Raw genomic sequence first — 14,816 nt, 5'->3', positions numbered from 1 at the left:
ATTAAATACATTATTCCTCTAAAAAAAATAAGATTAAAACATCCAAATATATCAAATGTTTAACACCGAAAGGTAGGTTTGCAAGTTGTACAAGTATTTTTTTTTTTTAAATTGCTAGTTAAAAATTTTTTTAAAAAAAAAAAATTATGAAAGAGTATCCATATATTTTTTATCCTAAGTCACATCCTGTTGAGGAAAAATTTTTAATTGCAAAAAACAACAAAACCGGGTTGAGTGAAAATTTTTTCGAAAATAAATTTCATAAATTTTTTAAAAAGTATTCATATAAAAACGTGATAATAGATGACGATAGATCACACCCCTTTAAACCTGATTATGTTTTACACATTCCGCAGTATAATCTTTATATAGATATAGAGATTGATGAACCCTACAGTCTGAAAGGGGAAATACCAATTCACACTATTGAATCTAAGGATGAGCTCAGAAACCAATATTTTTTAGAGAGAGGATGGGGTATAATCCGTTTCGCCGAAATTCAGGTTATTAAATTTCCTGATTTATGTTGCAAGGTAATATCAGAATATATAAGAAATTTCAGTTGTGACAGTATTTGGCTTGAAGGATTCCAGGAATTTGACAATCTTACAGTTATCAAGGCATGGAATACAGAACAGTCAGCAGACATGGCCAAAAATTCCTACAGAAAGACATATTTCAATCTGCTTAAAAAGACAAGGGTTTATGAGCCATGCATCTCCATTTTGGTTGATGGTATTTATCTGAATAAGGAAATCAGAGATACAATCCGGATTCTAAAGGACGTAAATAAAATAAAATCCTTTAATAAATTTGTTAAGAATTCTCTTTTCCTAAATCAGCTTGCTAAGTATATGGGACATTTTGAAGTAGTTAAAAAAGCTGATGGTACGGTACATACAGAAATCGCAATTTATGTTTCAAATCATCATAGCATTGAAAGTTACTCATTCGATTCAGAACTGGTTGAAATTGGTCAGTATGTGATTAATATATTTTACATACGTACACATGATTTTATCAGCTTCGAAATAACTGACAAAATAAAGGATGAAGAATTGAAGCAGGTAATGTTAATTGCAGATGACCCGGCATATCCGCCACTACTGGAAGAACTTAATGAGACAAAATTCATACTGGTAAAAAATGGTTATGATACTCACATGCCTGTGCATTTAAAATATGCGCCACTGGATCAGATTATTGAGAACTCCCTTGAGATTAAGTATGATTTATATTGAAGATTTTTATTTAAGCACATTTGCATAATTAGACATATTATTATAATAACAATTTTAACTGTTTGCATAAAATAATCCCTTTGGATATGCAAATAAAAATTCCAATATAAGTTAAGCTACATTTTGATAAATTTTATTTTGATTGTTAAACTCTTCTATTGTTTTGTAATTCAAGGTGCTGTGGCGTCTTTTTTTGTTGTACCAGACTTCGATGTATTCGAAAACTTCCAGCTCCATTTTTTCTTTGGAGATAAGTTTATTCCCATAAATGAGTTCCGTTTTTAATGATTTGAAAAAACTCTCTGCCACTGCGTTATCCCAACAATTTCCTCTGCGGCTCATACTTCTTGTAACGCCATAAAATTCAATAGTATTCACAAATTTCTTACTTGCATATTGAACGCCTCTGTCGCTGTGAAAAATTAATCCGTCAATTATTTTCCGGTTTTTGAAAGCCATTTTCCAGGCTGCAAGACTTGTCTCTTCGGTGCTCATTCCATTACTCAAACTCCATCCTATTATTTTTCGGTCGTATAAATCAATCATAGTTGTCAAGTATAAAAACCCTTTTTTGGTCTGAATATAAGTGATGTCAGAAACCCAAACTTGCGCAGGGTTCTCGGCAATGAAATTCCTCTCCAACACATTTTCTACCACCAAATAATTGTGTTTTGAGTTTGTTGTCACTTTAAATTTTCTGCTTAATTTACTTCTCAAACCCAGCTCTTTCATATATTTAGCAAAAGTTATTCTGGAGATTTTATATCCTAAAGAATGCAATTCAAAAGTAATCCTGGGGCTTCCATAGCGTTGTTTGGATGAGAAATAAATCGAAGTTATCTGTTTTTTTATTTTTTCCTTCAAAGCAATTTCTGGCTAAAGGGTCTGCTTTTCCATTTATAATAACCGCTGGAACTTAATTTTAATACAGTACACATCTTTTCAATCGGGAATACAGATTCATTATTTTGTATGAATTTATATTTCATCGACCGCTCTTGGAGAAGATGCCGATTGCTTTTTTTAATACATCACGTTCTAGCTCTGCATCCTTGAGCTTTTTTTCCAATTCATGGATTTTTTCCTGTTCGGGTGTTAGTTTGAGTTTTCCATTCCCCGAAAAACTTCCTTCTCCAAATTCTTCATACCCTTTACGCCATTTGTAAATCAGCGTGACAGCGATTCCCAGTTCCCTTGCGAGTTCCGAGATATTAGTTCGTTCTTTGCTTAGCTGAACTGCTTGGGTTTTAAAAGCAGGATCGTAGATTTTTCGCTCTCGTTTCATAAGTTAAAATTAAGGTTTATGCTTAACTTTAACTGGATACTAAATTAGTACATCCACTTTTCCGCTAACTACCAATTTTCTGTTAATGATATCATTTAAAATATCCAATAATTTATTCATGATTTATTGAAAAAATATAATTTAAATAATCTTTTTTGTAGTTTAGTAGTTAAATAAACAAAACTAGGATGCCTGAAAAAATTACCATTAATTTATCCGAGAGTGAAAATGCTAAAAAATTCGATGTTGGGCAGATTATACACAAACTGGAGCTGGATAGAGCAAAAGAGTATATCTCAAATTTAATAGATTCATCTAAACGCAACGACACTGATGACTATGCTCACAGAGCAATAACTATTTTAGGATCAAGAGGGAGCGGAAAAACCACGTTTTTATTGAATCTGGAACACACCTACATCAATGATACGGATGTAAAAATATTGCCGGTAATCGATCCTACCCTAATTGAAGAAAAAGGACATGCTTTTCTCAATGTAGTGTCGGCAATTTCAGAACTTGTCGACAAGTATTTTAATGAAAACAGATTTCAGTCAAATAATGATGATGCAAAAAGACAATGGAATGATAAACTGCTCAAACTTGCAGGAGGAATTCCATCAATAGACGGAATCGGCAATCACAATAGCGAAAACTGGATGGATGTAGAATTTGTTATGCAAACTGGTCTGGAAAATGTTTTGGCAGCCCGTAATTTAAAACTTTATTTCAATGAATTTCTGAAAGAATCAGCGCGAATATTAAGTACGGAAGTATTTCTATTGAGATTCGATGATATTGATGTCGATTCGAGCAAAGGTTGGGCAGTGTTGGAATGCATCAGAAAATATTTTACCAGTCCAAAACTTGTAATAGTTTTAAGTGGGGATATAAACTTATATTCAACTGTCGTAAGGCAAAAAAAATGGCTAAACTTTGGTAAAGAAATCCTGAAATATGAAAGCAAAGAAACTAATAATAAAAGAGGCGAATTTAACACGCATGATAAATTTAAAGATTTAGTTGTTGATTTATCTGCACAATACATGCTCAAGATAATGCCTCCGAAATACAGAATACACCTTACTACAATATCAGAAAAAAAGAGGATTTACGGTGACATTAATATGTTTGTTCGCAGCTCAGCTAAACATCAGAATGAAGAACCTATAGAGAAATTGTATAATAATATTCTGGCACAATACGGCATAGTAAATCCTACACAACAGGAATCGTTCAGAACATTCCTGTTGTCATTACCTTTAAGATCCCAGATACAATTCATGACAAACAGCAGTACATATTTAAGATCTGCTGATGATCAGATACCAAGTATATCCTCAAACGACCAGATTTTAGATATATTCATTTCTGAACTTGAAGAAAAAAATGTTGACACGAACGTTATTAAATATTCATCAAAGTACATAAACAGTATTATTTTAGAGCTGCTGATCTCATCAGAAAGACTTAACGATGTTTATCAGCTTCAGCCTGTTACGACAGATCATAGTATGAACGCCAGTTTATTTTCTCTTAATACTGTTTTGGCATCTTCCATAAACAATCAAAATAGTAAGTACTTAATTTTTGACTATTTCTTAAAGGTTGCTTATCCACGCAATGTACTGCATGTTATACCTTTTGAGAAAACAAGTGATACCAAAGAAAACAATGAAAATCCTTCCATCGAAGATTTTTGCAGAAAATCCGGAATTTATACAGATCGTGTCCTTAGAGATATTGCGGGTGAAATGCAAAGTTATATTTTCGGAGTTATAAATAATGGAAATACCCAGTACACCAATTATTTTATAAAGCTTTCAGGATTACAGCAAAAAGCGAAAAGAAATTATACTGACCGGTTAGATACAGTATTTTCAGAAAAAAATGATGCATCTTTAGTAGAAAAAACGTTAGGCTACATTCCAGGATTTATATCTACAGATTCCGGACAGAAAACAAATTTATCATATTCTATACATCTGCTTTTTGCAACGATCGGCGAACTGTTAAAACGCGACGAACTGATTGCAGGTGGTCAAAGCAGACCTCAAAGGCTAAAAGAATTAAAGTCTGCCTTAATCAACCTGTCTCAATTGCGGGCTTATAATGCTTTTAATTTTAGTAGAGGCGGTACCGTTCAGGACAAACATGCCCGTCAAAATGACATGTACATTGATACAGATGAATATCCTGTTAACAATGTAGACAGTTATATCTGGGATGATTTTGCCAACGTGCTGCTCAACTGGTTTTCCTCAAGAACCTTAATGAAAAAACCTGTTCCAGCCCATATTCTGGGGAAAATCTTCACACGTTTTTTATACGCGCTACAAAATATTGATCAGAATTATACAAGAGATATTTTATTGGGTGAACTATTCAACTACCAGATTATTGCATTTTTTAATGCTATTCTTATTGAGGATACATTGGAACAAATGAGAAATGAGCCTGGGCTAAACATGGACAATACCAATCTGTCAACCAAAATTTTCAAGAAAAATCTTAACAAACTAAACAATGAAAAGTTCAATACATCCTCACTAAGTTTGTCCAGATGGTTATTAAGTTGCCCTCTGCTACTTTGTTACATAGATAAAAATGATATTGAACTGGATCAGTGTATTAAAAAGTTTATTAGTGGTAATACTGAAGAATATTTTAGATTTTCTGTATTTGAAAGACTTAACAGTGTAGAGATTCTTAACTCCGTTTTTAAGGATGATGGTGATAATGAATTTCCTGTATTACAAAACGGAAGCCCCGCATTATTAAAAAAAGGTCGTGAAAAGGAATTAATAAATCTTCTAAGATATACTTATCCAAGATTTTGGTTTGACGAGAATGATCAGGGAGTGATTACCCAGTATAACAATTCAATTAAGAAATATTTATACAGAATCTTTGGTGATGATGACAAATCCAGCGGAAAAATTCGAAAATTCAGACAATATCTAACAGAAAATCCTTCAGAATGGCCATAAACCTTTTAAAGTATTTACTCATTGATGACGAATCACTAAACTGTTATAAACATAAAAAAAATGTTTCCTTTGAAGATTTAAAAAGAAGAATTTTTCTGCTATATCGTGCTGAAAATTCTACTGTTCCTGATCATATTTTAAGACTTCATCATAATAATACATTTGATGGCATCACTAGTATGTCTGATATCTTTGTGAAAGGTATATTTGGTTTATCAGGAGATTATCTTGAAATTAATATCAATAGAATAAATGTAAAACAACAGGAACAAAACAGTTGGCAAGAGCTACTGACTTTCATTCCCCCATTGTTTCTGCAGGCTACTTTCTTACAGGATTTATACAGGAAAAAGAGCAGTGACATTGACGATAAAAAATTTTTCGAATTATACATACTGCCAAATTCAAAATATACTTCAATTCCAAGTTCGAAGATCGCCAATTTAGATTTTTTTGTAAATCAGAATAACGGGTTGCATGATCTGCATATGCACCTAAACGGCTCTTTAGAAACTGATCATGTTTGGCAGGACTTTCTTAAAAATCCGATTCCAATTTACAGGGAATTAAAAAAAAGCTTTAACAAGTCAAAAGTTAAAGAACAATTGGAGCAGGAGTCCTCGTTATTGGAACCAATAACCTTTATAAGATTTCTTCAGGAAGCAAGAAAAATAAGGAAACTTCTTTATTTATATATATTTCACGAAGATCAGCTTTCAAACATAAAAGGTTTTTTTGACGTAGGCAGCACTTACAGGCATCCTTTTCTGGATAGGATTTCAGATAAAGCTGATTATCCCCATCTCATGTCTGTGGAGCTATATATGTTTGTGTTGGTTTTAGATAAGCTTAACAGATCGCCTCACGATGAAATTGCTAAACTTTTACATCATTATCTTTTGATTTTAGGTTTGACCAACAGACTTTTAGTTCAGCAAACCCATCAAAATGGATTTGAACAATTCCAGAAGAATACTTTAAACGGCCTAAGAGAAAGCAGCGAAAAGTCCTTCAAGCGACGCTTTTTCCAAATGCACGGGAATGATTTAAATTTTTTAAGGTTCCTGGAAGGTCGGTTTTCACCAAAAAATAATCAAAGAGAACAAAAAATTCAGCTTGACACTATTTTCGAAGGCTGGCAGTATATGGTTAAGAATTCTTCCGGAAAAGAAGAAGATAATAATTTACCCGAGTTACGGTTAATAGCTCATTTTATAAAGCAGAAAGACAAAAATACCAGTGAATACATAAGACACAAAGCCTTAAGATTGGAAATCATCAAGAAGGGGAAAAATTTAACTTCAGTACTTTCAAAATTTTCAACACTTGAAAATGCTGTAAGCGGTATCGATGCTGCTTCCAGCGAATTTGACAGTCCTCCAGAAGTATTTGCTCCTCTATACAGGCTGATGAGAAGAAAAGGATTTAAGCATTTCACTTATCATGCAGGAGAAGATTTTTATCATATAATAGATGGCTTACGAGCTATTTATGAAACAATAGAGTTTTGCAATCTTCAAAAGACAGACAGAATAGGCCATGCTACAGCTGCGGGCATCAATGTTGAGAAATGGTCACAAATTATAGGGGATGAAATACTTATCTCGCAGGGATGCCATCTGGACAATATGATTTTTATCTATCACTTGATTGCCAATTCAAAACTAAAAAATCTTATTAAGATAATACCAACCCTTGTTAATGAAATAAATAATCTTAGCTATTTGATTTATAATGAATACTGTACTCCTGCAATTTTGGAGCAGGCATGGTTAATGCGGGCCTCTTGTCCACTCCACATATTTTCAAGTCATCATGGCAATCTTAAAATCCAAGGGGTTTTTGATGATTTTGAATTAAATTGGCCAGTAGAAAAGCGTTTTATTGAAAGCCTGGAAAATAAAGATAGTAGTAAAATTTATAATTTATATAAGAAATATCATAGTAAGGATTATCGCAAAAATTATGATAAAATAATCAGTATATCACCTTTTAGTATATTATCTGCAAAGAAATTAAAATCACTACAGCTTGAATTATTGAAATATATGGCAGATAAGGAAATAGTTATTGAGAGTCTACCTACCAGCAATATTAGGATAGGTTTTCATAAAAATTTTTCAACATACCATCTCAAAAATTGGGTAAAGTGGAGTATGGAAGGACATATTATACCTCCTATTGTCCTGGGATCAGACGACACCGGTATTTTTGCAACAAATATTTACAATGAATACGCAAACACATACTGTACATTAATAGATGAAGAATTTTTGAGTATTGATGAAGGCATGGACGTAATAAAAAAAATTAACTATAACAGTATTTTATATAGATTCACATAACAATCGTCTCAAATATTTGCCATGATGTATGTTTAATCCAATATTAATTACTCACCTTTTTCAAAAACATGGAAGAGCCTAACCCGGAAATGTTTTTGAAATGAGGTTGCCCCAAATTCCGCAAAAATGCGTTTCCGACCACAAGGAGGAATTGCATTTTTGCCGCCCGATTCTCCTTCAGTCAAAACCTATATAAACTCAAACAAAATTACCTGCAGAGTCACCGACTATGCAGGTTTTAAAAAAATCATCGTTCAATTTGAATTCACATGATCTCACATTTCGAAAAGCATCCTAAAATTCCGTTAATTTTTTCTTCGAATTCTTAAACGAAAACTCAATCTCCCCTCTCCTTTTATCAAAACTCAAATATCCCTGATACTTCTTACCATTTTTATCCAGCAACCCACTGATATAAGCCATCTCCCCTGCCTTCAATTTATCCATCTGCCATTTCCTCAGATACTTTCCTCTGAAAACAGTAGGAACATCATTCGCACTATCATGCTCACCAGTTCTCCTGTCATAACCCTGCAAATTCTTTTTAAATAAAAATTCAATCCACTGCTTATCAGTATTAAACTGTACTACCGCAGAAAAAAGCCTTCCTTTTTTCGACAACATCTTTTCAATAAACAAAACTTTCCCATCACGCAGAACCTTCACTTGTTCCAAATCCAAAGTTACCCCACAAATCACTGCAGGAATTCTGACAAACTCCATTCTCAAAGGAATCAATTCATTGGTCAACCTGTCCAAACTGATCAGAGAGGGCACGGCTTCATCGGTCCACGGATCAACAAGCCCGACCACCCTGCCCATATTTCCTGTAGTCAAAAGATTAAATTTATCCTCTTCCGTAAACTCATGCCCCTTAAACTTCTCATTAAAATCCGGTTTTTCAAGAACCGTATGAATACGGACAACCACTTCCCCTTTATCATCCAGCCTCAACTGTAGCCGTGCTTCAACCATACTTACCGAATATCCATCACTTAAAGGTACCGGAACCAACATCGGTGTCTTATATCCTTTCAGTAAAGGTTCCAATGCGCCTAAACTTTCCAACTTTTCCCGGTTAAGATCCAGTTCAGCCAACGATTCCCAGGGAAAATCAGTCATCTGATAGCGGTACAGAGAACTGTTTTGACCGTCTGACAAACCACAATCAGAGTCGTTCGTCAAAACAGAATTCTCCCGGTCAGCATATTTTTTATTTCGGATGGCATCAACCGCTTCAACACAAACCTCAAACTCCTGTAAATCCTGCCTTTCTGTTTCCGACGAACCGTTAATATATTCCTGCAAACCTCTGGCGGTCTCCCGGGCCTCAACTTCCCTAACTTTAAAAAACGAATACTCCGATGGATTCTTCAGCTGATGATAAAATTCAGAATAGAAATCCATAAAAGAACCAGCTGAAGAATCGATCCGCATCACCGTATCAACTCCACTTCTTTCCGGTTTAACGTCGATAATATTTCCGTATTGATTCACTGCCTCTACAATTCCGACGGAGTTGTTACGGTGACGAAGCACCAGTAAAGTACTGAATTCCGAAATGGCTGTATTATTTCCTGTATTGTTCATAATATTATTTTTTTGATTGATTTCTATATTTCGATTTATTATCATTTTAAATTTCCTACGTCAAAAAGCAATTACATCAGGTCTGAATAAATAGGTATTATCCCTAAGCCATTAAAATATCCTCAATCTTTTTCTTTGAAACTTTAATTAAGATTACGTCTCCCTTATAACGTCATGCATCACTATTTCCCAAACTGGAAAAATCCCCTTTGTAATTCTGATAACAGTTTGTTCACTTCTAAAACAAAGGGGCATCATTCTCTCTCTCTCTCTCTCTCTCTCTCTCTCTCTCTCTCTCTCTCTCTCTCAACCATCATAACAGAGAACCAGAATTTCATCCAATGGAACTTCCATCGTTTCGTATATTAATCGTCTGATCATTAAAAATCACTTCGGTACGCCAGTAACAATTTGTCCTTTCCCTCGCACTCCTTATTTTCATGTCAAACAGAACCTGTACAATGTTCCTGGTCAAGATTTGAAAACCCACCCGATAAAAAATCAACTTATTTCAGTGTATTTTCCATATTTTATAAATGAATCTGATTGTTAGTTTTAAAGTATGGACTCTGCCCGATCCCTCTGTTTCTCCATCGTCTTTCAACTGTTCCATCATCCACGTCATTGCAGTAATTCCGTTATCTTTCAACTTCATCGTACATCAACTACACAACAGTATCTCCACGACTCCATCAAGCCTATACTATATTATTTTATCCCATCAGCCCATCATCAGCAAACGAAAAATGCGCATCCGAAGTCAAAATCACATGATCCAGTACATTCATATTCAGAATTTTTCCAGCTTCCCTGATCTGGTTGGTCATTTTTATATCAGCGGTGGATGGATTCAGATTCCCTGAAGGATGATTGTGGGCTACGATAATCCCTGAAGCATTACAGAGAAGGCCTGCCTGCATCACAATACGGACATCTACCAAGGTTGAAGAAATTCCGCATTCCGATATTTTCCTGATCCCTAACACCTTGTTCGCCTGATTCAGATACAGTGCAAAAAACGATTCCCGGTAATCCATTTCATCCCCGTCAAAATGCGCTCTGAAAATATCCACTGCATCCATGGATGATGATATGGTTCTTTCGGAATTTCCCTTTCTTGAATAGCTTAACTTAATTTCGTTTACAATATTGAATTTCATTTTTCCTGCTCCGGGTACGGCGGAGACCTGTTATTTTCCCGCACCTGCATTAAAAAAAACCGTAGAGATTCTGTAATTGCAGATTGAAGGAAATTTTGATCTTTTCTATTCTTTTACCTGATCATATTATATGATAAATGAATTTTTAATAAATCATAAAAATCTAACTTATAATAAAGTCTATGACTGATGTATAAATGAATCTGACAATTCTGATTATTATGACATCAGCAATGATGATCTATTAGGAAGAATAATAAGGATCGTAATTTCAATGAACACTGCTATTGCATCTTGTGAGGTTTCTGACTTTTCTATGCAGATTACATATGCAGGAAGGGCATAAAAAAACTGAAATCAATTCCTTGACATCAGTAAATAACAATTAGCATTGATGAAGCCTGAAATGTATTTGTGGTGGGTTTGGAATCTCCGATTTCGGATTCCCAAATACATTTTTTTTGCCATGCCCGACGGAATAAATTTGCTATAGAAAATCAGAGAAAACCGGACAGGATGATGTGCGTGTAGAAATTTTGACCGATCGATTACCAAAAATTCTCTGTTGAGTATTTGTAAGAAGGAATTCTCTATATACAGATGAAATTAAAGAATGTTAATAAGTATCAGTTTACATTTATGAATCTACGCTATAGATCGACTGAGAAAATTAAATAATATGTGATTACCAGCAGACAAAATTCCATACCCAAATTAATATAAGTTTTGTAGTTCTATATGAATAATTTTGAGACAAAGTAAAACGTTTTATTACTCGTTTATAAATACAATTAATTTTATAAATAATAACAGAATTTTTATGGAAAAAATTAGAAAGTAAGTTTATATTTTCTACATTAAATCAGAAAAATGAAATCGAAGACAATTTTTTAGACATCTATAAAAATATTTCCCGAAATTTCAATAGTAAAGCAAAGCTTCGAGACAGGGTTGTCAATAAATTTGACAGTGAACCTTTAATTCCATTATAATTGCCACAAGAAACTAAAGGGAGTTCAATATTATAAAGGATTTCCAACTTGGTACGCAATGCGTACCAAATTAGGATTAAAACTAAGTCCTCATTTTTAAAGTTTGATTTTGTTATTGTTCTTGTAAATCTAAAGGAAATTCAAAAAATACGGTCAACTCATCCCAATTTATCCCTCAAGGATTTGATGGCATAAATATTTGAATCCCATTTTTCTGCAAAATTATTTAAAGCGGCTTCTGCTGTTTGTTTTGTAGGCGCGGTGTAAATAAGCTTCATATCGGCAGAAAATTCTTTTCTGCCCTTCCAGACCACAGATTTGCAGGCATTTCTGATCTGGTGAACCACAGATCTGGGTTTGAGATTCAGGGAAAACAGAACAGATAGTTGTATAGTCGTAGAAAATTACTTAAATAACTTAAGGCTTATTATAGTTCAGTTTTGGTCCGCATTTTAAATGTACTTTTAAAAATATCTCCACCAAATAATCAATAGATTTATTTAACATTAAAAATTTGATAAAATTCTTCTTCGGTGATAACAGGGATATTATGCAGTGCAATGGTTTCAAGTTTTTTGGGTCCTGCATTTTTCCCGACAATGACAAAGTGGGTTTTTTTTGTTATTACGCTATTTACATCTGCGCCACACTCATACAGTAGTTTTATGATCTTATTTCTACTGGTGAACTTTTCGAATGTTCCGGTTGTAACCACTATTTTCCTGTCTAAGAAGTGATTTTGATCTTCTATATTTTCTTTAGGTCCATTCTGATCCGTTACCATTTTCCTGGTAATTTTATATTCTGATGCTGTATCGTTTGTAGCTCTGTCAGCAAGCGAATTTCTAACTGTTGTAGAATGCTTTTCATAAAAATCAACTTTATAAAACCAGTCTAGAGCCAAATCTGCGAAAACTTCCTCGTATTGAGGAAGATTGACATGAAGCGAATTGAGATTTTTGCAGAAAAAACTTACACCTACAATAGTAATGCTTTCCACTTTATTACCACTGTCAAAGAAAAAATGATTATTGTAAATCGTCATATTTGAGAATGATTTGCAAAATGATTTTGTATGCCGGGCAATGTAGTCGATATCAGCATCCTTAAAATTGAAAACAGTTAAAATATCTGATCTTTTTAAGCATGGGATTTTGTTGCCATTATTCAGCTCTATATCATATACAAACTCTTTTATGACTTTAATTCTTTCGTGATCATCCATAATGTTCGGATGTATTTGTTTTCTCAAATATAAATATTTCAGTAAGTCTGCATTACTATTTTCCTAACCAGTCCTAAAATAAATTAACAAGTTATTCGATTAAATACCCATCCGGAAGATTTCGATTTTCCGGATTTTTTATGCATCATTTCCGGGGTTTTCATCTTCAGACTCATATGTGGCCTTTTGTTATTGTAAATATAAATACTTTCTCTCACCATTTGTTTCAGATCCTGAATATTTTTGCATTTGTAAATGAAAAACCCCTGTTTCAATATTCCGTTTATTCTTTCTGCCAAAGCGTTTTGATAACAGTCATACCCATCTGTTATTGTAGTTTGTATATTGTTTTCTCCAAGCACTTTTTGATAAATTTCCGAGCAATATTGCAATCCTCTGTCTGAGTGATGGATGAGATCAGAATTTGTAGTTCTGTTTCTTACAGCCATTTTCAAAGCCTTAACAACATTTTCGGCATTCATATTCTCACTCAGTTCGTATCCCATTATTTTTCTGCTGTAAGCATCGGTAATCAATGATAAATAACATTCGCCCGTCTTGGTTTTTTCGTAGGCAATATCACTTACAAACACCTGTTCTTTTCTTTTGATAAGAATTATTTTCAAAAGATTGGGATATTTCCTGAGCCAATGCTTGGAGAAAGTGGTCCTTGTATATCTTATCTTAGGATAAATAAGCAGATTTTCTCTTCTGAGATAACTGAAAAGTGCATCTCAGCCTATTTTTATCCCCTCCAGCCTAAATCTGGTTTTAAGTAAATAATAAAGCTTTCTGGTTCCTGTTCTGGCTTTCTCCAGGCGGATCTATTCTACTGATGAGGCCTGAAATGTATTTGCGGTGGGTTTGAAAAGCAACGCTTTTCGGATTCTCGAATACATTTTTTTTGCCATGCCCGATGGAATAAATTTGCTATAGAAAATCACAGAAAACCGGACAGGATAATGCGGTTCATAGAAATCTTGCCCGACTGATTAAGAAAGAGTAATGTGAGATCCTGCGAAAGAATATAACAATTGTATTCTGAAAAAGTTGAATAGAAAAATCAATGAGAATTGTTCTGCCGACATAAATCATTTATGAAAATTAACCTAGGAAACGAATGAAATGTAAATTCTCAGAAGCGGATTACCTTATTTAAATTATTATTAGTTTGTAGCTTTATAGAAAATATAAAAATAAGACGGGTTTGGATCTACGGGTTATAACAAATTTTTCAACGCTGAATCACAAGTAACAATTTCAGGTACAAATGGATTGTACAGGTCTTGCGTGAAAAACTGACAATTGCTATCTAATAAGAAAATTATGAAAATTATATTAAGCTTTAAGGAAGACTTGAGAAAAGAGATCGTATGGAAAGCCGCATTTTTTCCTTCGATCGGTCACAAACTGTTAATCGTAGACTTTCTGACGGAAGATGAAATCCAAAAATTCAAATTGAAAACAGTTTTTTGCATCATAGATGATATTTTATGGCTAAACAGCGAGGGCAGCCCCAAAGCTGATCTAAGATTGAGAAATATACTGAGAGTGGATGAATAATAGACTGTGTATTTCTCTTTATCTTAACGAATAATATTGGTAGTTTAGTGAGATTTTGAAAAATGTAGATTCTTGAATCCTATTATTTCGAATAATTTTCTCAAAATCCCGTATCACAAAACAAAGTTTCATAAATTTGCGTGCAGTGAGTTTAATGTAACAGATATGAAAATAGGATATGCCCGGGTTTCTACCAAAGATCAAAATTTAGATCTGCAAATTGAAGCTTTAGAAAAAGCAGGTTGTGAGAAAATTTATCAGGAGAAAATTTCAGGTGCAACAAAAAATCGTCCCGAATTGGATAAGATGATTGACCAGTTTCGAGACGGTGACGAACTTTATGTTTGGCGACTTGACCGGTTAGGTAGAAGTCTAAAAAATATTATTGATCTTGTTTTAAGTTTGAGTGATAAAGGAATTATAAT

The 14,816-nt window shown here is 33.7% G+C and carries 10 protein-coding genes and 2 pseudogenes; 5 read left to right on the top strand and 7 right to left on the bottom strand.

Going from position 1 to position 14,816, the window contains the following annotated elements; genetic code table 11:
• Positions 1 to 146: 146 nt before the first annotated feature.
• A complete protein-coding gene (locus ASG01_RS07280; protein ID WP_055862263.1) occupies positions 147 to 1,241 on the top strand; it encodes a hypothetical protein in 1,095 nt (364 codons plus the stop codon).
• 111 nt (positions 1,242 to 1,352) lie between these two features.
• Here the strand turns inward: ASG01_RS07280 and ASG01_RS16180 are convergent, their stop codons facing one another.
• Positions 1,353 to 2,105, bottom strand: coding sequence for an IS3 family transposase (locus tag ASG01_RS16180; protein ID WP_238584517.1), 753 nt, complete (start codon positions 2,103 to 2,105; stop codon positions 1,353 to 1,355).
• Positions 2,106 to 2,226: 121 nt separating this feature from the next.
• Positions 2,227 to 2,526 (bottom strand): IS3 family transposase, encoded by a 300-nt coding sequence (locus ASG01_RS16175; RefSeq protein ID WP_055862261.1) that lies wholly within the window; start codon positions 2,524 to 2,526, stop codon positions 2,227 to 2,229.
• Positions 2,527 to 2,714: 188 nt separating this feature from the next.
• On the opposite strand from ASG01_RS16175, the gene ASG01_RS07265 reads away from it, so the two are divergent.
• Both ASG01_RS07265 and ASG01_RS07260 read left to right on the top strand, forming a co-directional pair.
• On the top strand, positions 2,715 to 5,516 hold the full coding sequence (locus tag ASG01_RS07265; protein ID WP_055862259.1) for a hypothetical protein: 2,802 nt from the start codon (positions 2,715 to 2,717) through the stop codon (positions 5,514 to 5,516).
• Positions 5,507 to 7,861: a hypothetical protein gene (locus ASG01_RS07260; protein WP_055862256.1), complete on the top strand. Its 2,355-nt coding sequence runs from the start codon at positions 5,507 to 5,509 to the stop codon at positions 7,859 to 7,861. The genes ASG01_RS07265 and ASG01_RS07260 overlap by 10 nt, the downstream gene beginning before the upstream one ends.
• 294 nt (positions 7,862 to 8,155) lie before the next feature.
• On the opposite strand, the gene ASG01_RS07255 is transcribed toward ASG01_RS07260, so the two are convergent.
• From ASG01_RS07255 to ASG01_RS07235, 5 genes and pseudogenes are all read right to left on the bottom strand, one after another.
• Positions 8,156 to 9,451: a DUF3945 domain-containing protein gene (locus ASG01_RS07255; protein ID WP_185097226.1), complete on the bottom strand. Its 1,296-nt coding sequence runs from the start codon at positions 9,449 to 9,451 to the stop codon at positions 8,156 to 8,158.
• A gap of 713 nt (positions 9,452 to 10,164) precedes the next feature.
• Positions 10,165 to 10,611, bottom strand: coding sequence for a JAB domain-containing protein (locus ASG01_RS07250; protein ID WP_055862251.1), 447 nt, complete (start codon positions 10,609 to 10,611; stop codon positions 10,165 to 10,167).
• Positions 10,612 to 11,721: 1,110 nt separating this feature from the next.
• A pseudogene (locus ASG01_RS07245) lies at positions 11,722 to 11,990 on the bottom strand (transposase); the annotation flags it as partial.
• A gap of 109 nt (positions 11,991 to 12,099) precedes the next feature.
• Positions 12,100 to 12,855: a BRCT domain-containing protein gene (locus ASG01_RS07240; RefSeq protein WP_131725329.1), complete on the bottom strand. Its 756-nt coding sequence runs from the start codon at positions 12,853 to 12,855 to the stop codon at positions 12,100 to 12,102.
• A 56-nt stretch (positions 12,856 to 12,911) separates the two neighbouring features.
• Positions 12,912 to 13,652 (bottom strand): annotated as a pseudogene (locus tag ASG01_RS07235) (IS3 family transposase); the annotation flags it as partial.
• 502 nt (positions 13,653 to 14,154) lie between these two features.
• Between ASG01_RS07235 and ASG01_RS07230 the strand changes: the two are divergent.
• Both ASG01_RS07230 and ASG01_RS07225 read left to right on the top strand, forming a co-directional pair.
• Positions 14,155 to 14,391, top strand: coding sequence for a hypothetical protein (locus ASG01_RS07230; protein ID WP_055862246.1), 237 nt, complete (start codon positions 14,155 to 14,157; stop codon positions 14,389 to 14,391).
• 72 nt (positions 14,392 to 14,463) lie between these two features.
• Positions 14,464 to 14,816, top strand: a 353-nt coding sequence (locus ASG01_RS07225; RefSeq protein WP_238584516.1) for a recombinase family protein, incomplete at its 3' end; no start/stop codon positions are given.

The sequence above is a fragment of the Chryseobacterium sp. Leaf180 genome (genome assembly GCF_001424585.1).
GTDB lineage: Bacteria > Bacteroidota > Bacteroidia > Flavobacteriales > Weeksellaceae > Chryseobacterium.
This window is presented reverse-complemented; position numbering and strand designations above follow the sequence as displayed.